Annotated in this window: 17 protein-coding genes; 2 read left to right on the top strand and 15 right to left on the bottom strand. The window is 35.4% G+C overall.

The window, feature by feature from the left end; all coding sequences use genetic code 11:
- Nucleotides 1-199 precede the first annotated feature (199 nt).
- From G7050_RS14255 to G7050_RS14195, 13 genes are all read right to left on the bottom strand, one after another.
- The gene (locus G7050_RS14255; RefSeq protein ID WP_166116601.1) at nucleotides 200-1033 is read right to left on the bottom strand and encodes an AraC family transcriptional regulator; all 834 of its coding nucleotides are present in this window, start codon (nucleotides 1031-1033) and stop codon (nucleotides 200-202) included.
- Between the two features lie 114 nt (nucleotides 1034-1147).
- Nucleotides 1148-2578: an SDR family oxidoreductase gene (locus G7050_RS14250; RefSeq protein ID WP_166116599.1), complete on the bottom strand. Its 1431-nt coding sequence runs from the start codon at nucleotides 2576-2578 to the stop codon at nucleotides 1148-1150.
- Between the two features lie 275 nt (nucleotides 2579-2853).
- A complete protein-coding gene (locus G7050_RS14245) occupies nucleotides 2854-3981 on the bottom strand; it encodes a clostripain-related cysteine peptidase (RefSeq protein WP_166116597.1) in 1128 nt (375 codons plus the stop codon).
- 187 nt (nucleotides 3982-4168) lie between these two features.
- Nucleotides 4169-5017, bottom strand: a complete 849-nt coding sequence (locus G7050_RS14240) for a peroxiredoxin (protein WP_166116594.1) — start codon at nucleotides 5015-5017, stop codon at nucleotides 4169-4171.
- A 190-nt stretch (nucleotides 5018-5207) separates the two neighbouring features.
- Entirely contained in the window at nucleotides 5208-7904 is a 2697-nt protein-coding gene (locus G7050_RS14235; protein WP_166116592.1) for an FISUMP domain-containing protein, read from the bottom strand.
- A gap of 37 nt (nucleotides 7905-7941) precedes the next feature.
- On the bottom strand, nucleotides 7942-8880 hold the full coding sequence (locus G7050_RS14230; protein WP_166116590.1) for a FimB/Mfa2 family fimbrial subunit: 939 nt from the start codon (nucleotides 8878-8880) through the stop codon (nucleotides 7942-7944).
- 191 nt (nucleotides 8881-9071) lie between these two features.
- On the bottom strand, nucleotides 9072-10343 hold the full coding sequence (locus G7050_RS14225; protein WP_166116588.1) for an Mfa1 family fimbria major subunit: 1272 nt from the start codon (nucleotides 10341-10343) through the stop codon (nucleotides 9072-9074).
- 292 nt (nucleotides 10344-10635) lie between these two features.
- The gene (locus G7050_RS14220; RefSeq protein WP_255499164.1) at nucleotides 10636-12129 is read right to left on the bottom strand and encodes a DUF3868 domain-containing protein; all 1494 of its coding nucleotides are present in this window, start codon (nucleotides 12127-12129) and stop codon (nucleotides 10636-10638) included.
- A gap of 116 nt (nucleotides 12130-12245) precedes the next feature.
- Entirely contained in the window at nucleotides 12246-13262 is a 1017-nt protein-coding gene (locus tag G7050_RS14215) for a DUF3575 domain-containing protein (protein WP_255499163.1), read from the bottom strand.
- Nucleotides 13263-13333: 71 nt separating this feature from the next.
- Nucleotides 13334-14347, bottom strand: a complete 1014-nt coding sequence (locus G7050_RS14210; RefSeq protein WP_166116586.1) for a FecR family protein — start codon at nucleotides 14345-14347, stop codon at nucleotides 13334-13336.
- 163 nt (nucleotides 14348-14510) lie between these two features.
- Nucleotides 14511-15065, bottom strand: a complete 555-nt coding sequence (locus tag G7050_RS14205) for an RNA polymerase sigma-70 factor (RefSeq protein ID WP_166116584.1) — start codon at nucleotides 15063-15065, stop codon at nucleotides 14511-14513.
- A 193-nt stretch (nucleotides 15066-15258) separates the two neighbouring features.
- On the bottom strand, nucleotides 15259-15804 hold the full coding sequence (locus tag G7050_RS14200; RefSeq protein WP_166116582.1) for an RNA polymerase sigma-70 factor: 546 nt from the start codon (nucleotides 15802-15804) through the stop codon (nucleotides 15259-15261).
- A 366-nt stretch (nucleotides 15805-16170) separates the two neighbouring features.
- Nucleotides 16171-17094 carry a linear amide C-N hydrolase gene (locus G7050_RS14195; protein WP_255499314.1) on the bottom strand — a complete coding sequence of 308 codons (924 nt, stop codon included), beginning with the start codon at nucleotides 17092-17094 and terminating at the stop codon, nucleotides 16171-16173.
- Between the two features lie 524 nt (nucleotides 17095-17618).
- Between G7050_RS14195 and G7050_RS14190 the strand changes: the two genes are divergently transcribed.
- Both G7050_RS14190 and G7050_RS14185 read left to right on the top strand, forming a co-directional pair.
- Nucleotides 17619-18308, top strand: coding sequence for a response regulator transcription factor (locus G7050_RS14190; protein WP_166116577.1), 690 nt, complete (start codon nucleotides 17619-17621; stop codon nucleotides 18306-18308).
- A complete protein-coding gene (locus tag G7050_RS14185; RefSeq protein ID WP_166116576.1) occupies nucleotides 18305-19636 on the top strand; it encodes a HAMP domain-containing sensor histidine kinase in 1332 nt (443 codons plus the stop codon). Before G7050_RS14190 ends, G7050_RS14185 begins: the two co-directional genes overlap by 4 nt.
- Before the next feature lie 43 nt (nucleotides 19637-19679).
- Here G7050_RS14185 and G7050_RS14180 read toward each other — a convergent pair whose 3' ends face one another.
- Entirely contained in the window at nucleotides 19680-20354 is a 675-nt protein-coding gene (locus G7050_RS14180; RefSeq protein ID WP_166116574.1) for a MarC family protein, read from the bottom strand.
- 90 nt (nucleotides 20355-20444) lie between these two features.
- Entirely contained in the window at nucleotides 20445-21623 is a 1179-nt protein-coding gene (locus tag G7050_RS14175) for a BamA/TamA family outer membrane protein (protein WP_166116572.1), read from the bottom strand.
- Nucleotides 21624-21661: the final 38 nt, after the last annotated feature.

The following is a 21661-nucleotide window of genomic DNA, read 5'->3' as shown; positions in this document are numbered from 1 at the left end:
TTTGTTTGTATAATTATTCTAACTGAATTTTTCCGGTAATCCTCGCAGGAGTAGTATCTACAATGCTATTAGCAGGTAGTTTTTTATTTACAACTGCCTCCTTACTGCTACAATAGCACTTTTAGAGTCACTATACAAAGTTAAGCGGTAAATCGCATCACAAGTTTGCCAGAAAGCTCAAATAATTTTGTTTTGTGGCTCAAACCAATTTTGAAGGAGCATGCCCAAATGCTTCTTTATATGCCTTAGAAAAATGAGATAGATTTTTGAATCCAACTTCGAGGTAAACATCCGAAACTTTTTTATTTTCATCGTTAATTTTATCGTATGCTACACTTAGTCTTTTCTCAATCAACCATTTTTGAGGAGAAGTAGAGCTAATCTTTTTAAAATCACGTTTAAAAGTTGCAAGGCTTCGTCCTGTAAAGTTGGCTATTTCTTCTATCGACAATTCATACATATAGTTGTTGTTCATAAAATCGAGAATATCAATCTTCCAAGGTTCTGTAAAATCGAACAAGTATTGATAAAATACTTTATCCATATGTAAAAGGGTTATAATTCCTTCTTGGACTTTCAGATTCATCATTTCATCAGCAGGCTTAATTGCTGAATCGAAATAAGGAACCATCGATTGAAACAAGCTGGTTACATCAGGACTTTGGCTAAGCTTTACAACACTTACATTCTTTTTGATTACTTCTGTAGGAATTTTACTTTTGTCAAGCGTTTGATAAAAGTCTCTCAAAAAACTACGTTTAAACTTCATAAATATAGCTCTGAAAGGCTCTTCTTTGTCAAACAGAGGCTGTTTTGTCATGTTCACCCGATTGTCTTTTTTCAGGAAAACACATTCACCTTTACGTACTACCGTCCGTTTGCTCTTTTCCTGTAATATAAATTCGCCCGAGTAAACATATACAAGTGTATGGTCGAAAACCATAGGACGACAATATCTTTCTTTGTCGAAGTAATAACTGAAAAATATATCAGAGTAACTGAATGTTAGAGATTCACTGCGTTCGGGTTCCATTATGTAATTTTTTCACAAAGATAATACTTTGTTTATTGGCTCAACTATTACAGAAAATAGAATGAACCCGGTATAATACAGGGCTTAATCTTTCAAATCCCTTTAACTGCTATTTCAATATTTTTTTGTCGCAATATTCTTAGCCATACCTTTAAAAATAAAAGCATGAAAAGGGAGAACCGAATACCAATAGAGACGCCCAAGCAATCCCAAAGGGCGAAAGGTAGCTGTTTGTACCAATTCATTATGAGCATTGATCTTAAATTCTAACCAAGCTTCGCCCGGTAGCTTCATTTCGGCATATAGCAGCAAGCGTTTTTTATCTTTGTCAGCAACCAATATCCGCCAGAAATCAAGAGCCTCACCCGGAGATATGTCCGTATCATTCTTTCTTCCCCGCCTAATACCTGTACCACCGACCATTTTATCTAATAAACCCCGAATAGCCCATAACCAATTGGCATAATACCAACCCCGTTTACCTCCAATAGCAAATATATTATCCAAAGCAAGATCGGGATTATCGAGTTTTACAATTCGTTTATCATGGAAACATCCCTTTTGAGGAACCGAAATATATGCAGATATACCTTCTCTAAGGGTTTCGCTGGTCAAGGCATCTGTCCAGCTTGACAATACCTGGTTTTGATCTATCCTATCAAAAGCTAATTCTATGGCTTCATTATACGGTATAAGTTTTATAGGGATTAGCTCACCGAGTTTATTCGGTTGGCAAATAACTTCAACACTCATGCTTTTAACCAGATTTTTAGCTAGTGAAAAATTGGTCGAGGTTACAAAATATAACCAATAGGAGGAAAGGTTAGGGGTCATTAAAGGTACTACCAAGATATGACGCTTCAATTTTCGAACTTCGGCAAATTGCAATAACATTTGCTTAAAAGTTAACACGTCAGGTCCTCCTATATCAAAACTTTGATGATACGTTTGCTCATTAAGCAATACTCCCGACAAATATTGAATCACATTGCGGATAGCTATTGGCTGACACCTTGTTTTAAGCCATCGAGGTGCAATCATTATCGGTAGTTTCTCTACCAGATCGCGCATTATTTCGAAAGAGGCACTTCCTGATCCTACAATTATACCTGCTTTCAAAGTCGTTAAGGGCACACTGCAATCGGAAAGGATCGTTTCAACATTTTTACGTGACTGCAAATGTTTTGACAAATGGTCATCATTAACAATCCCACTTAAATAAATTATCTGTTTGGCATCAGTGACCTCAATACCTTTGACAAAATTTTGTGCCGATTGCTGTTCCATTTCACTAAAATTGCCTGATGAGGTGGACATGGAATGTATCAGGTAATAAACCACATCAATATCCGAGGGTATATTAATTAATAACTCCGGTTTCAGAAAGTCAACTTCAACCTTTGTTACCTGTTTTTGCCAGTGATCCTCAATATGAAACCTTTTCACATCTCGTACACAACATACAATTGTATGACCAGCATCGACAAGAACAGGCAAAAGACGTTGAGCAATATATCCGGTTGCACCGGTCAATAATATTTTCATTACTAAATTTGTTTGCTATAAAAACAATAATACAGCTACTATTGTTTGTTTTCGCTGAAAACAAACAATAGCCAATTACTGAATCAGTATAAGAAAACATTTGTTCCGTCTGCTCTGGATACTCTCCATTCATACTTGTATAAACAATTATACAAGAAAGTGCCTTATCAAGTATAAGTATTTATAAAAATGAGATTATGCATAAAAACGACCAAACGCATCATATATGCACTTGGTCGTTTTAATCTGAATAGAACTTTATATACTACCTAAAGTTACTTCTTCGAACTAGATGCCTTGAACCATTTCAGTTGTTGGTATTCGTTATTAAAAAACGGATACTTTTCCTGAGAAATATAAGTTGTGAATCCCGAATGTTTTTTGATATCAAAACCATTGTAGTCTTTCATAAAAGAGGGAGTTGCATTTTTCCAGACAATACAATTCGAAATCAAAGCTGATAATTCACTTTTCTGTTTATCTGTTTCCAGAAGTGAGCCGTAATAGTCTTCAAAATCAAAAAACAAACGATAAGAGTACCTGTCGAAGTACTGTATTGTATTTATATCAATACTATTGTCCTGATTACAATTACTTTTCACCCAATCAGCTAAAGAGTTGAGTTGTGATGTATTGATAATGGAGAATGTTGCCGACCGCATATACCCTGACCTATTATCGAACCATGAAAAAGCATCTTCGCCAAAAGCTCGCAAACCTGATAAAGACCCCGATAAATGATTTATGCTCTTAGGATATATGTAAGTAAAGCCGGGAGAAACAATTTCAGCCGAAGATGCTAAAATATAGTCGGTCTTGTCTTTTAACTCATAAGCGACTTCTATTCCTGACATGAAACAGGCTTCGAATATAATATAATCGAATGTTTTATCGGGGATAGCCTGAGCAAAGTCCGATAGTTCCATTTCTTGTTTTTTATCCATTACAATGGATCGGGGGCTCGTCAATGTTCCTCCGGGTAACCAACCCGAAGCATGAGAAAATACAATCAAGCCATATGACGGAGACGGATAAAGATTGGTAACCTCCCTTATTACACGAGATAGAACTTCTTTACTTGCCGAATTTTCTTCGTCGTAATTGCGGATTATTTTTTTCGTATTCTGCCCGTTTTCTCTAACAATTTCTATTAAAGATGGATTTGTATCAGCAGGATCAGTATATATCAATAACTTTTTTTCGGCTCCGCCTTGCCATCCTTCTCTGATAGACTCTATTTTTTGATAAGTTTCGGATGATAAATTATTATCACCTCCCAGATATACCAAAATTACATGTTGAGTGGATGCAGGCAATACATAATTGCTGTCATCATCTTTCTCACAGGACATGAAGAATATCCCTAAAAAAGCAATCAAAACTATTTTTATTATTTTATTCATTTTCTATTTATAAGTTAAACAGGTGTGAAACCTTAATCAATCGGTATATAATAAGTTTTTTAAATAACCCATGCGAACTTCACAGTCCACATGGATTGATATAGATGTTAATAGACTATGTTTAAGGATCTAAACAACAACAATACGGATTAGATCTATTAACTCTATGGACTCTGGATTAATTCGTCTAAATATTTTGGATTAAGTTTGTATCTTTTAAGTTACTGAATTGGTCTATTACCACTCCATTTTTATCTATTACAAACATCATTGGTGTAGCTGCTATACCAAAACGTTTGAAGTTTATTCCGTTGAACGACTGATAGTCGCAAAGTTTATCCGGCCATGGATATTTAGCGATTTTCTTTTCGAAGGTATCCTTGTCCCCATCTGCCGATATAGTCACGATTCTAACTCCTTTAGCTTTCAGTTTATCGTAGTTATGATCTAACTCCTCTAAAAGATTCTGGCATATTCCGCAACCTCCATCGTAAAATAAGACTAAAGTCGAATTTACTCCTTCCAAAGGTTGTAATCCTTCGATCTGAGGTGCTTTATTACCCGGTAATCCTGTCGAGACAAACAGACGTGTAGCTATCTCGCTATACTCATCTGAAGATACATCCACTCCATAGGGATAAGCTACAATAGAAGCAGCAACATTCGGATATCCTGCCAAAGTATTACTATTAGCAATGGCTTTGATGAAAACCTCGATATCTTTTGGCGACTGTTTTTCGAGACGGTCTATCAATTTTTTAGAATCTCTTACCAAATCTTCCGTAGCACTTTTGTCTATGTATAATTTTGTCCACACATTTATATAATCTTTTGTAAGACCGAGCGAATCAAGCTGAACAAAATTGAGTGAATCAATCGTATAAGAATTTGCTTTTGCTATTTCTTCAGACGATTTGCTTTTGATCATCTTGTTAAAGACTTTCTCTATATAATGCTGCTCTTGTCTTCCGCACGAAGCAACAGTAATTGCCAACAGCAGAAGTATACTAGATATAACTAAGTTTCTTTTATTCATTTGAATTTATTTTTCTTTGTTTTTTTTAGCTTCTACAAAGATAAACATAGCTTTCCCGGATAAACTAAATCACTCATTAGAAATATATTAGAATTCAAATTCTCTTTTTGATGATTTATATATTGCAATCAAAAATCAACAACGAAGAACCATATTCTCCGTTGTTGATTATATACTGATTTGTATTATTTTAGTTCTGAACACATCGCACAGGTAAAAATGCCATAGTACTATTACCACTCTGAGTAGTTAAGTTGGATGAAGTTCCAATTAGGTTTGTTCCACCATTTATCCACCAATACCCTCGTTGTGACCAAAAATTCCAACGATAAGAATATCCTCCCGAGTTGTAATATAAAGCAGCTCCGGTCAAAGCAGCAGTCGCACTGTTTGAATTTAGTCCCAGAACAGAGGGTCCCGCCCACCATTGAGCACCTTTAGTTCCATTGTTTTGCGATATATCAGTAGTGACAGCAGAGACTAAATCTGCAGCTTCTCCAGCCGTTGGCAAATGCCAGCCGGTAGGACATGCTGAATTTCGATTACTATCCCCATAATAATACTGTCCATTACTTGTTCCCGGCGAATAGGTCGACCCATTCGTCCATGTGGTTCCACTAATAACTCCTCCGAAATTCACAGCATTTGATGTTCCTTCTCTTGAGTTTTCCACCATCCAGCATTTCGTTCCATATTTGTGGGTCATATACGTATTATTACCAATCTTTAATGGTGCTGCAGTTCCTCCTGCTCCACACGCTATAGGGTTTATCGTAGCATTAACATCGGCATATTTGCCACTAGGATCGTAAAATGTAAAAGTGATGCTTGCCCCCACATCCGTAGCAGTAGTTACCTGCTTCAATGTAAACAGGAATGTATCTCCGGTCTGGACATTATATCCGCCGTTTTGACTCGCATCAAAAGATGCTAACAAATTTTGGCTATCGGTTATACTTTTTACTTTCCAAAGGCTATTTGACTTGATATTCAGACTTTGTTGAGTACCATCAAGTATATAATCATCTTTCAATGTAGCCTTCAGTCCATAGCGTATCTGACGCAGGTAAATCGTTTTGGATTTAAAGTTGACCCCATTCGACACTAAAAAGTCTATTTTAGAAGATTTCTCGATCAGAGGATTATTATTAATTTCAGTCTGAGTAAACGCTGTCGGCCTAATAGTATAGGTTTGTTTACCTGTACCGTTTGCAGTCGTTTTTATAAAGGTTCCTTGTCCGGGAGTATCTGATCCTGTATAGAAACTAAAAGGGTTTCCGGATAAACCTGTACTTGACAAATCACATTCTACACTAATTGGCATCCACGAAGCAGTAAATTGTTGTGCTGTGGGAACTTCATTGGCTGTTTGACTCACAAATATAAGTTCGCCGATTTCTTCGCCATTCACTACATCCTTAATAACTAAAGATAAGGGGGGAACTAAGTTTTGGTTCACTTCGATAACATAAGTAAGTCTTCCTGCACTGATATGAATATACCCTTTACGTTGTTGTCCCGAGTTGTTCTCTGTTAAGAAGATCTGCATATTTGTAGTTACACCGGCATTACCGCTACTTACCGATGTTGTTAACCAATCGGTTATAGGGTTACCACTATCATCTACAATAGACGATACCTTCCACCCTTGTACGCTTCCATCGTTACTCTTATAGTCGGTAGTAATTTTCACTGTATTTCCGTCACTATATGCGTTGTAGACACTTTTCGTAAAATCAAACTTTCCTTGAGAAACCGCAAGCATAAACTGTCCGTCGAACTCGATATTCCCTATAGCAGCCTCATCCCATACAACAACCTCTGCTTCGATATTAATAGGTCGTGAGTTGAATGCCTCTTCCTTAGTAGAATACCCCGCCGATTTCACTTTAGTTATATTAATGGTGTATAAATGGTTACGCAATATATCCAGATAGTTCTTTCCATTAGCTATATCGACACGGTAATAACTAACCGTAGCTGCTCCATTGTATTTACCCCCTACTACCAGAGTAGTTACTTTACTCATATCTACTTCAGACTGATTTTTAGGAACTACCGATTCGAAAGTATATATATTATTCAGGATACTATTGTTGGTAACGATACCCGAGCCTTCATAACTGATCGGTCCTTTGGTGGTAACACCTATCACCGTAGGTTTATCAACGGTTGATCTGCTACCCGAAACCAGATTGGCTTGATCGGGGGCAATTCGTCCGGCAGTATAATAGTTGTATAGAGATACACTCGATAGAGCAAAGTTACTTTCGGTTATCGAAGGGTCTATTTTCACATTGATTTTACCAACCATGCGAAGTAGTTTCAAATCGGTAATCGTTGTATTATCTTGGATTACTATGTTGTTTGTAGTCTCTCCCCACATTGGAATGGGAAGATATCCCTCAGTTCCATTGTTTACATTCCATTTATTTACACCTGTCAATTGTAATTGTTGCATTACAACGTCTTTTGATGTTCCTACCGCAATACCTCCGACAAAAATATTATCCAGCTCATCTTTTGCATTTGCGAGAGCAACAAAACGATATGTTTGGGTACCATCTTTTTTCAGGGTAACAATAAATTTCTTTTTATTATTGGCTCCATCATCCACTATCGACCCTTGCTCGGCCTGTGCACGGTAAGCGAAGGTTTCGTCATTACCATTTACCTTAAAAGCTAAGATATCAATAGTTTTCACTTCGTTCTCATCATTCTCATCCAAGGCATAAGTCTTTGGCATTTGAGCAGGCATGTTTATACTAAATGGTACTTTCACTTCTCCCTCTTTAGTTGGCGAAGGATAATTTCCATCTTCATGGTCGTCAACGCAACCGGCTAAAGCCACGAATAAGAATAGTATATAAAAAAATAACTGTTTCATTAGTTCTTCTGTTTTTTCTATTTAAAATCTGATTCTGTTATAATTCAGCACTTTCCTCATTAACAACCCATCCATTGATAGATATTGTAATACCTACATGTGGTGGTCCGGGATTAGGCATTGGTATAAAAGTCAATAGAATATCATATACATGTATATTATCAATATCAATTACAGTTCCATTAGCATTTATATTAGCAATCAGTTCCATTAATTTTGCCTGATACACTACAACCCCTGTTATCGGATTATCTATTTTCAGTATAGGATCTTTACGTTCTTCGCTCAGTCTGAGTATATTTTGTGTACCGGATAACTCCGAATCGTCTCCTATTTGCATAGAACTTATATAGTGAACCTCATCTGTATTCGAGGCAAATGAATTATCAAATTTATAGATGCCATTACGTGCAGTGATAGTCATTTGGTAATTGGAACCAACAGGCACGAAATTCTTTGTTTTTACATTAATTGTATTTATATCTTGAGTAAGGGATAATCTTACTTTCTGATCTGTCTGATCTGTTATATTTACTGATGTTTCATAAGCCTGAAACAAGGCATGTGGATTTGTACGGACAATGTCCTCATTATCTTTTTCGATGTATACCCGCATCTCTTCCAATGTCGAATATTCATTTTGGTTGTAAGGTTTTTCGAGATTTACCCATGATACAAAAGTGTAAATACCCGGATTTAAGAATAGAGTCATATAATAATCAGAACTAAACGATGGCTTTGCATCATGCTCTGTACGTAAATAATTCCCTTTTTCATCAAATATAAATAACTTTATATCCTTTACCTCTTCGGGGTTTAGCATTGTACCTGCATAGCTTTTTGCTGTGGGGGTAAAATAAATACGAATACCATTATTTTCTGGAAGACAGTCTTCCAGTTTCTGATCAATACACGAATTGAGCATTGGTAACAAAAGGGTCAAAAATAATAGTGGTATATAATTAAATCGTTTCATTATAAATTTCTTTATAAGCAATTGGCTCATTCGTTTCAAAATGATATTTTATCTAATAATTGATAATCATGTAAAAAATAGTAGAAAGAAGCCTTTAGGTTAATCCGTACCGCAAGGCAATAGTACCTTGCGGTAACGGCATTAACTGTTTGGGGAATTTGTTATGCTAAACGTATTCCGTAATAATCTTATTAGATCTCAGTATCTTGAGTATTTTCAACCCAAGGTTCAACTACGATATCTACAGTAATGTTAGTTGGCTTAGAGATTGGGTGAGTAGGATCAATAATGTTATCACCACCTTCACCGACACCATTAACAGCTGTAATGTTTACTTTATAAAGGTTATTACGATAGATGTTGTAATCTACAGCAGGATTCAAATATGCTTTGTAGTAGCAATATCCGTCAGTATAAGTAATCATCGTTGAAGCAGAACCTCCATTTATTTCAGTATTGTAATCAGCTGCATCCGCTTGACTTAAGAAGTAATATTTCACACCTGCATTTACTACCACATAAAATGTTTGAGGAGTAGCCGGAGTTGTTTCGTTAACCAATCCGCTAGCGCCATTTCCTGCTGTAGCTAATTTCACTACTTTACTTGGTAAGAATTTAGCACGGATAGAAGCATAAGTTGAAAATCCTTCAAGACTTTGAGCAGATGCATTTTCTAAAGCATAGGATACATTGCCGGCAGTAATAGCAGTACCAGATGCATTAACCGCTTTATAAGAATTTTCTTTATAGAAATCAGCTAGTGTGCTGGCAGGGCTATAGCCTGATACGCTAGGAAGCATATAATACAATTTTGTAATATTACTTAACGAAAACTGTAAGTCTGAAACAGTTCCACCCAGTACATTATACTGTAGTGCCGCTCCTTTTTCTACTGATACTTTAGCTAATAAACGTGCTACAGTTGCAGATACTTTGTTAGCTGTTGAAGCAGTAGGATCGGTAGATTCTACAAATGTTGCGATTGAAGCCACTTTGTTAAACATCGCAAATCCGTTTGTAGGATTCATAAGATCATTTGCACTTGATACTTGTTGTATTGCTGTCAAGCCTCTGCTTGCAACATCTCTTGCTAATTCGTCAGATAAGTTAACACCTACATAAATTTTCTTAGCTCCCACAGTTGTAGCAATTGTTCTGTTAGCAGTGTATTCATTGCTTGTAGAAGGAGTAAAATCTGAACCGTTTAAACGCTCACGTTTTTCAAATACATCAGCATCGTTAAAGATAAATACATCCACTGTGTTCATTTTAGTTTCGTCAACCGTAGCATTTGGATCTGCTGCATATGTTTTTGGTTGAGCTATCGAAAGCGTGAATGTTGTTGCTTTACCAGTTTGAATCGGATTACCACCGTTACCAGTTATATCGTCATCGTTTGAACAACTTGTGAAACCTGCTGCCAAGACAGCTGTTGCCATTAAATAATTAAAAAATACTTTCATCGTTTGATTGTTTTAAATTAATTTTTTTTTTTGATTCTTTGTTTATAAATTATTTATCTAATAATTTCTGTTTACAGTTTTTTTATACTTTATTTCTGTTTTGACATTATCGACTGTTCTAATTTATAATGCAAAACTAAGCATATCATTTGAGGAACATCTTATAGATTCCGTTAGAAAAATGTTAGAATTAACCTCTTGGTTTCTAATGCTTTTCTAATGATTACCAACACACTAGCTATTTACTACATTTTCATACTCCAAGATCATTTTCTTAATTACTTTATTATACTTACTTACTTTTATATCGTTCCAATTTCACATTGTCTTCACGTTTCAGTTTTAACTCACGTAAATTATGATGTGCTTCAATGGAGCCTCCTTCTAAAGCTTTTTTGAATAGTTTTTCGGCATTATCCAGGTTGCCTTCTTGTAAAAGAATTATTGCCATGTTATTTAATGTTGACGGATTAGTACCAGCCTCTGATAAAGTTCTTTTAGCTAGAGAGAATTCTTTATTTTTTATCTGAACAGCAGCTGCATTGTTATTTGCTGTTTGATCATCCGGATAATATTTAGGAATTATTTCGCCCAATATCTCTACAAACTCGTTATTGCTTTCGCCAAAGCTTTGTGCTATTTGAAAAAGCTCAAGTTGACTAAGTTGAGATTCTTTCTTTCCGAGTAAATTTTTAGCTTCACTCAGCGTATAATCCTTCACCATGAAATTAATCTGGTATTCAACACGTCTTAATTGAGGGAATAATTCGTTCAACATGCTTCTATAAGGTACACCGTTTGCCAATTTCATCAATTTCAGTTCGCGCCCTTCAAAAATGTCTGTATTATCTATTATTTCTATTATCTCATCCTGATGTGTAACATTACTGTTTGGTATCAATACTTTGAGTCCATCCCAGTCTTCGGCAACATTACTCACCCGAAATAAACTCTCCGATAAGCCGAATTTACTTTTCATATAGTTTTTCAGAGCTATTGCCCGTGCATACGACAAACGGTCATTAGTTGCGTACGAACCTTCGGGCGACGCATATCCTTCGATAAATAAACTTTTGATCTTTATATCAGGGTCATTGATCACATCTTTTACTAATTCGTTTATTTTAGCTAATTCTTCAGGATTACGGCGATAATCAGAACGGATAACCGACTGCCCTACCTGAAAATCAAGGTATGCCTGCCCTTGTATTTTACGTATTTTGGGTTCTGCCTTCGGTTCTATATAAGCTACCAAGGTATTTACCTGATAAGGGGTATGAGGTTTCAGACCTACCTTATTATTCATTAGGAAAGTAAACAGGTGATTTTCGTTTCGGCATCCTGTTATTTCCTGCTTAATCACAAAACGTGCACTATCCATCCACATCTCATACGGAAGCTTGAAATTATAACTGAGCAACGTATCTGTATTCTCTTTCGCTATAATAGTTGCATAGGGCGCATTAGGTTGAGAGCTATGTTTATTTAATGATTCCCATCTTTCCATCAGGTTATATCTCTTATTTCCGGAAACGAGCAGATAAGGAAATTCAATAACCGATTCGCCCGAAAGCAACTGAGGGGTTATATACATAGCACTGCAATCGTTGACAGCTCCTGCACGGATATTTACTTTGAAGTATATCTGAAGACTATCATTTACCTCCTTAACTTCGTTGCTAACAAAGGTGATTTGCCCTGTATATCCTTTTGCTGATGCCCCCAATGTAATCAGTATGAATAGTATAAATATTGGTAATCGTTTCATATTATTTACTTTAGCCATTAATCGCAGGCTTTAGATGTATTGTATGTATATTATTTAGAGACAATAATTTCCCAAGCTAACTTATCCTCAAGCATGTTAGCTTTTTTTTATTTTCAGCTGGACTTTGCCAACTTTTACTTAATAAAATAGATCAGAGACAATGATGCTTTAGTAGGTGCAAAGTAATTTTTACTCTCACTACCTATATAATCTCTACAGGTTTTACAAGCATATCTATCATAACTGGCATGAACATACCCTACTCCGAAGCTTCCTTCAATCGACCAGCGTTTGGATAAACTCCATTGGTATCCATAACTTAAGCCGACACCATACAGATCTCCTTGCAAGCGACTATTCTTCATATAATCCGAGAACGGAAGTCCCGACAAATTATAATGGGCATAAAGTCCGTGTAATCCAAAAAAATGACCGTTGAAAGGTTCACATAACCAATAGCGTATCTCTGGTTGAACGAGTATATGTTTCCAGTTTCTATTAACATTAAATTCCCAAGGATTGTAGCTGACTGATAAATCAAAACTATATCTTTCTCCTGTCTTGACTTCTGCACCAAGGCTGATAGAACCCGTCAGGTCTAGTAACAAGTTGCTTTTGACAGCCCATAGAGGTGTTTTTGAATAAGTTAGCTTCTGATCAGCTAAACGATTCAATATCTCGACTGTTTTGTTTATATCTAAAGAATCTTTTACTGTAGATAAAGGTTCTGCATCTATATTCTTCTTTTCAGAGATAAATAGAGGTTCTACATCTATATTCTTTGTCTTAGTTCCTGTTTTAACAGATACAATTGGCTTTTCTTCAATATTTTTAGCCGTTATCAATTTTTCCTCTTTTTTTTCTACCTTAACCGGGGATAAAAAAATACGACCTTTTCTTATAGTGTAAGAATAACCGGTACCTTTTAGTAATTTATCTAATACTACGCTCAAATCTGTATTCTGAACGGATATCGTTACTTTACGTGTTGCATCAAAACTTGAATTGACAAAAGCAAAAGAATATTTTGTTTGAGATTCTATTTGAGCAAATACATCATTCAATGGAGTATTATTTACCGCAATAGTCACTTTTTGGTCTTGTGCCGAAAGCATCGGAAAAGTAAAAAAGCAAAGTAAAAAAAGTGACATCTTGATCAAACTGAGCCCATACCGAGATCGAAACGGGTACATTTTATTATATAGTTGCATTTTAAAATTGATTATTCTGTTTTATTGTTACTTATGTATACTTTATTGTTCTCTATTTTATAAGATAAACTACTGTCAAAGCATCCAAAAATCTCTATTATTTCTTTTAAGTTATCACCTTCATCTATCGTAACTGTATATCTTCTATTGAGGTCTACATTACTATCAACTTCGACATCGACATTAAACTTACGCTCAAACACCGTTACAATATCTTTTAGCGTTTCGTTGTTAAAAGCCATCTTTCCTATAGTCCAATCAGCAATATCCTTAGCGATATTAACATCGAGGTCTTGTATTACCACCTGCTTGGTCTTATTATTATATACTAATTGTTGATTCGGTTTTAGCATATAATCCTGATTGTCAATAGTACGGATAGCTATGGATCCTTTATTGAGTGTTACAACGGTTGACTCTTCATCCGGATATGCTGATACATTAAACTTGGTTCCGAGAACTTTAACATCCAGATATTCTGTGCGAACTATAAATGGAACATCATTCTGTCTCATCACCGAGAAGTAAGCTTCTCCTTTCAGATTGACAGTCCTTACAGTATCAGCCGGGTTTTCATTATAAGTTATTTCACTACCCGAATTAATCCAAATTTCAGAACCACAAGCAAGCTTTGCTTCCTCATGTTTGCCATAAGGTACAGTAAGCACAGTCATAGGCATATCGCTGTCTTTGTTTTCTCTTTTATCTAAAAAATATATTCCTGCAAATAGAATTAAAGGCAAAAGCACTGCTGCTACACGAGGTAAATAATTAGAAAATTGTATCTTCCTCTTATTTTCACTAAACCCTAACACTTTCTTTATTTTTTCGAATTCTAGTTGAGATGATAAATCCTCAATGTTACTTAAAGAGTCCCACTGTTGACGCATCGCTTTTTGCTTCTCTTGAGAATTCTCCGGGCTAATCAGCCAATGATGTACCTTATCTTCTAGATTCTTAGAGTATCTTTTCTCAAAGAATCGATTTATAAGCTTAAAAAATTGGTTAGTTAGTATGTTGTCCATTTTCTGATTCATTATTCTATTTTCGACAAGCCTTGGTTCTGTTTACCCTCTATTATCTAAAACGGCTAAGTCTGTTTTTACGCACGATAAAAAAATCACTTTTTTCTCCTTTTCACAATAATCCACTGGTAACCTGCAATTTACAAACTCTACTTTTTAACACTCAGAAAAAAAATGACAAGACATTTTTAATCCTTTTCATTGCCAAACTCAATTGATTTTCAACTGTTCTTTTACTCAGATCCAGCTGTTCGGCAATTTTATCATTAGATACCCCTTCATATCGACTCAACTTATATATAATCCGTTGTTTTTCGGGCATATTCTCGATCTCCATTTCAACTAGCAGCATGGTTTCTTCTGCAATATATTCATCCTCTGTATTAACTAAATCCGGATATAATACTATCTGGTCATTATAAAATGACTCACGTACCTGCTTGCTTCGAATGTAATCGATAGTTTGCCGATAGGCTATCGTATATATATAAGAATCAAAGCCTTTAACCCCTTTAGAGGTCAGAGCAAACGATTCATGATTTTCCCAAATTTTGAGAAATACATTCTGAGTTAATCCTTCGGCAACGTCTACTGATTTAACAAAGCCGTTTATATAATACTTTACTTTAGGAAAATACTTCAGAAATATCGTTTCAAATGCTTTATGGCTTCCTCTCTGCAAGGATTCTATTACCGTGTCTGTTAGCTGATTGCCCAAAGAATAATTAGATTATTTTTAGAAAATTATTGATTTATTATCCATTTTTTCACATCAAGCATTTTCAGTATGCCTAAATGTTTATCGTCCCCTATAATAGAAAACGGGGAAGTCTATAGCTACGCACGGTTTACAAATTAATATTTTACATTTTTTAACACAGATGTTTTAAATAATAATTTCATTTTTTTTCTCAACAGAAAAGCCCCAGTATAGCCTTGATCTTTTTCATTGCCAAGCTCAACTGGTTTTCGACCGTTCTTTGACTTACATTTAATTGCTCAGCTATTTTATAATTAGGAATTCCCTCATTTCTACTCATTTTGTATATTTTCCGGCATTTTTCGGGCATATTCTCTATCTCCATTTCTACCAGCAATCTTGTTTCTTCTGCTATATATTCATCTTCAGTGCAAACTGTATCCGGCTGCTGAATCATCTGATCGTTATAAAATGATTCTCGCACTTGCTTACTTCGTATATAATCAATGGTTTGCCGATAAGCGATAGTAAAAACATAAGAATCGAATCCTTTCACTGATATTATCAGAGATTGGCGATTCTCCCATATCTTTAGAAACACATTCTGTGTTAACTCTTCGGCAATGTCTATTGATTTAACAAAGCCGTTTATATAATATTTCACTTTCGGAAAATAGGTCATAAATATACTTTCGTATGCTTTGTGATCACCTCCTTTCAAGTCTTCTATTAATCTGTCTGTTAATTGGTTATTCATGACGTTCTTTTTTCTAATCTTTGTTATAAAATACAATGAGGCACCCATGACTTTTTCTGAAGAGAAAAAATCTTTGCAGTAGTATGCCAGAAAATAAGATCCGGCATATAGAACAGGAATTGTTTTTTAGATTAAGTATTTATCCAATTCTCTTAAGGAGATAGAGATATAATACTCTTTGATGAAGATGGCTCAGAATAAATGACTGTATAACTATAAGAACCTCAACCAAAGTCATTAAGAAAACAGAGCCGGAAAAGTTAAATGCATATTTATTAAAGAGAAACCAAAATGTTTCATCTGTAAACCCATAGAAGGAAGTCGAAAAAGTCTATCCAAAAAATAGACTTTTTCTCTTTTTGTATATCAGTCCTGTACTCCCAGAAATTTAAAAGGCTGTGCCACTTTAAAGTCTTTCGCTGTATTGCCATTGTATGTTTCGCCATTGGCAATAGACAGTTTCAATACAGGAGCACCTTTCTCCAGATTCATATCCTGAAGATTTACCCAAAAAGTATTCGGAGTCAGACTCGATTCAAAAAAGTAAGTCAGATTTTTACTGTCCGATACTGTTCTCCATTGAGTCGAAGAAATTTCAGGGCTTTCGGGAGTCGATATTCCGTAAGGAACAGATACATTTCGAATTACACTGAATACACTGGCAACTGCTAATTTTTCGTTATCAGTTTTAGGGATTACATCAACATAAAAACTGGCACGGGCAAAACGGTCTGCTGCCCGATTGGTTCCGGGCAGGAATGTCAATCCTCCGATTGATTTCCAGTAATCATTCAAAGCCAGTTGTTTGTCATACGTCGGAGAATTGGTCATTACCTTGTAATCCATGCTATGGTGAATAATCAACTTGCCATCTATATATTCGAAAATAGCATTATCGCCTGTGGCATCTGATATAGAAAGGTGCAAGGTTGCCATTCTCGATCCGTCGGGCATCTTATCCGATGCTACCTGAAAACTATCTTCCTGTGCAAAAGAGACAGCCTCGTTTACTGTTGCAAAATTATCCAGCATATACTGTACCCAAGCGGAAATTGTCAGCCCCGGTTTGCTCTGATCTCTCACGGGATATTGCGATTCGGGCAGCCAAAGGAGGTTAGCGACCAATCCTTTTTCGTTCATACCATCAGTACTGGCTATTTCAAAAGCAGAGGTTACTACACTGCCATATTTGGATGTCCATTTCAATGAATTCCGACCTGTTTCGCCGTTTCTTTCCATTCCTCTAGGGAATACCCAGATATTACTGTATAGTTCTGTTTTCCAATCCATAGTACGACCGGTTACAACAATTCCTTCAGTTCCTGTATAAACCACTCTTGTGCAGGCTTCTACTTTTGACGCTAAACTTATTGTAGCCAAGGTGCATAAAAAGATAAATACTTTTTTCATAATTTGTTATTTTAATAATATATTCAAGTTTCTTTTAATTTTCAGATAGATCTCATTGTATAAATTATTTCGACTCTATCTCTGAATAATTTCATTCAATCAAATATTGTATAAATTTGTATTACAAAAGTAGATACATTGCTATGAAAACGAAGAAGAGAAACAATTAGAAAGTAATTAGAATTCAATCAGTTGACTCTAATACATTTCTAATACCTGCCTAAAACTATTAAGAATCGTTTTTTTATACATTTATTTATGGCTGAGAAAGAGGACGATATAATGTATATTATAGTCAATACTCAAATACAAAAATATATTTGAACAGCAGGCTGTATAAGAAGTTTAAGAAAATCGAACTTAAAAAACTAAATGTTGTTATTAATAATAATAATTCCTTATTTATGAAAAAAATACTGGTAGTAGAGGACGAACAACGTATAGCCGAGCTGCTCCAAAAAGGGCTCGAAGAGTTTGGTTATTTTGTAACTTTAGCTTTTGATGGTGAAATGGGGCGACGCCTTGTCAATTCACACGCTTATGACTTGATTATTACAGATATAATTCTACCCCATCTCAATGGTTTTGAATTGTGTAAAGAAATACGCAAAGTACAACCTCACGTACCCATTATCATGCTTACCGCACTGGGTGCCACTGATGATAAATTAGATGGTTTTGACGCAGGAGCCGATGACTACATGGTAAAACCGTTTGATTTGAGGGAATTAAATGCCCGTGTAAATATATTACTAAAAAGAAAAGGCACTAATGAAAGCGCATCTGAAGCCGATCATTTAGAATATGCCGACATTAGACTCGATATAGATACCAAAACGGTATTCAGAGACGGAAAAGAGATGAAGCTCACTCCCAAGGAGTTTAACCTCTTAAGATATATGATGATGAATACAGAAAGGATACTAAGTCGTACGGAAATTGCTGAAAAGGTATGGGACACTCATTTCAATACAGGAACTAATTTTATTGATGTATATATCAATTATTTGAGATCGAAAATAGACAAGGGTTTTGACAAAAAACTAATACATACCCGCCAAGGATTAGGTTTTATATTAAAACAAGAAGAATGAAAATCCGGACTAAAATAGCCCTTCGTATAACAGTTGTCATAACAGCTCTTATGCTCATATTTGTAGCTTTAAACTACATCATATCTACTCAAGTCAGGAAAACGGAGTTCTATGTTGATTTAAAGAAAGAAGGAATGTCCAGAGCTAATCTTTATTTTAAAGCAAAAGCTTCTAACGAAGAGATGGATAAAGTAGATGTCTGGATTTATGATGAAAATTATGGTCTCCTCTATAGTGATGCAGAAAATACAAGTGCAAAACCACATTCTCGCGAATTATTAGATGATATACGGCTCAAAAAAGAAGATCTGAAGCTTAATGACGGGAAATATCAAACTATTGGCTTTATATTTTCGTATCAGAAGAACAACTACATTATAATAACCTCTGCATACGATAGTTATGGACATGCCAAAATGAGTAAACTAGCCATATATCTTTTGATATTGAGTTTAGTTTCGCTTTTATCGGCTTGTGCTTTAGGCTACTTTTTGGCAAAATCGGTATTAAAGCCTGTCGCCAAGATATCCAATAAAATGAAAGACATTACAGCAAATAACCTTCATTTACGTCTTATTGGATATAACGAGAGTGATGAGTTTGGAGAGTTAGCCGGTTCGTTTAATAAGGCTCTGGATATTATAGAAGCATCTTTCGAATCACAGAAGATGTTTGTCAGTAATGTTTCTCACGAGCTACAAACACCTCTGGCTATACTGATTGGAGAAATAGATCTGGCTTTATTAAAAGACCGTACTTTAGAAGAGTATAAGCAAACACTTATCAATTCGCGTCAGGATACCCATAAAGTAATTATATTTCTAAATGGTTTATTAGATCTTGCAAAAGCAAGTTATGACGAGAGTAAGATATCGATGAGCATTGTTCGGGTAGATGAAATACTTTTAGATGCAAGAGAGTTAGTTTTGAAAGGCAATAAGGAATATAACATTGAACTAATTTTCAATCTGGAAATTAATGAAGACTCGGAACTTACCATTAAAGGCAATGAGTATTTATTAAGGATGGCTTTTGCCAACTTAATGGAGAATAATTGCAAATATTCGGAGAATAAAACTTCGACAGTTAAAATCACATCCAAATCAAAAAAAATAATACTACAATTTTCGGATACCGGAATCGGTATTCCTGAAAGTGAAATAGATCATCTGTTTACACCATTCTACAGAGGAAGCAACAAAAATTTCGCACAAGGAAATGGTATCGGATTAGCTCTTGTAAAAAGAGTAATAACTTTACATAAAGGAGAGATCACTCTTACTTCGGTTGTTGGAGAAGGTACTACTTTTCGTATCGAATTAAGCTAATTCACCATAAGGAATATTCGCTTTTATTCTTTTGCTTGATTTTTTACAGAATATCTACATGGAAAATAGTTGATATACCTGTAACAATTATTTGTATACCGATACAAAAGGTAAAGAAGGCTACTAATTTATTAATAATCAAGTTACCTGCAGTGCCCAGTTTTTCCATCATTTTGCGGCCTTGACTAAGAAATATATAAAGCATACTCGCCATACAAATAATAGCAAGAGCAATAACAGAATAATTTATTCCTGTCTTTATAAAACTGCCTTTAATACTTGCAGATGCCATTAAGGTAAAGATGACAGATATACTTCCGGGGCCAATGCTCATCGGAAAAGTTATAGGATAAAATAATTTCCGTTCTATTTCTTTCCATTTGGGATTATCTAGGGTTTGTTTAGGTTCATCATTACTTGTAGTTCCTGCATCAGAGAGCAATGCCATTGCTGTTTTGCAGATAAGTATTCCCCCACCCAACTGTATAACGGGGATAGCCAGACCGAAAAGTAATAAAAACAGATGCCCTATTACTAAAGTTCCTATACCGATCAAAAGGTAGTTTGTAACAATTTTCCGAATAGCTGATTTTCGTTGCTGATCATTCAGGCCGGTTAAAAATCCATTCACAATAAAACTATTTCCCAGTGGATTTATTACAGGAAACAAAGCCATAAAAGATGACGAAAATATAAATAACAGATTGCTTATTGACATGATTTCTATTTTTTATTAAAGTCTCGGTTCAAATCTCTTTTTTAGGGAAAATAGCTATTATTTATCTAGCAAGCAAATTTGAGCAAGCTCTTAAAATGCTTCATTTATATTAATATAAAATGCAGATTGGTCTTTGCCTCTTCCGTAGTCAAGGCGAAGGTTTACTCTCTCTTTTAATTCGAAGCGATAACCGGCACCATAGGTCGGAAGTGTTTGACACAATTGAACGGTCGAAAATTTAGAGAAAGCATTTCCCGCTCCTGCCCAAGCTACTACACCACTTCGTTTATAAACATGCTGACGGATTTCTACTTGTGTATCTATCAATTTCTTGTCACGATAACGTCCTTGGTAATACCCTCTCATTTGATTCGGGCTTCCAACTAATGCCATCATACCCCAATTTACATTACCCATATTGAAAGTGCCATCCAGATCAAAAGCCAGAATAGTATCTTTTCGTATTTGTTTGTAACATCTGAATATTAGATCGATCTTATTAAAACCATGTGTACTTCCTAAAGCTCCTGCATAATAAGTATTTGATGCCATAGCATATATCCCTTTATATGGATTGGGTATAAAATCCCTCGAGTCGTATGATGCTATAAGACCAACACCTACTGCTGTCGCTTTTCGACTTTCATTACCCAGCAAACTAACTTCCGAAAAATTAACGCCTGACACTTCCATTGCATTGGTTATAATTCCCAAAGCTGAATATTTACCTGTTTTCTTAAAAAGATCAACTTCTATATTTTTCTGCATATTGTTGTATGTCGAGTAATTTTCCTGACTTCCTGCATCATATCCGATACCCCAGTAACGAAGAGGTGTATCTGAAAACGAGACATTGGCATTAATCCAATAACGCATCTCCGGAAAAAAAGTGGTTCCCTTTACTCCGAAAGAATAAGCCCCAACTGTTGTGATATTACTAAATAAAGATACACTAGATGGAGCCATATCTTCGCTACACCCCTTCACACGGTATAATCCGGAAGCAATCAGTCCCATACCGACTTTGGTTTCATTCGAATAGTAGGGTCCTCCCATTATCGAGAACTTAAAGCCTTTAATATCCGATGTCTTGTCGTTGGAGCTTTCTAAGTATTGAAAAGCTGTTTTTTCGACATAGTCATATATCGGCTCAATGATTCCTTTACTTTCTTTATGTTGAACATGTAAAGTATCTTGCTTCGATTCGGTATGAGCATTCAGAGCAGATAAACCTAAGAAAAGAAATACAATTACCAGTTGGGTACGCATAATATAAAAGTTGTTTTAGATTTTGTTTCTAATACAAA

The sequence above is a fragment of the Dysgonomonas sp. HDW5A genome (assembly GCF_011299555.1).
GTDB lineage: Bacteria > Bacteroidota > Bacteroidia > Bacteroidales > Dysgonomonadaceae > Dysgonomonas_A.
Note: the sequence above shows the minus strand (reverse complement) of the source record. Positions and strands in the feature narration are given on the sequence as shown.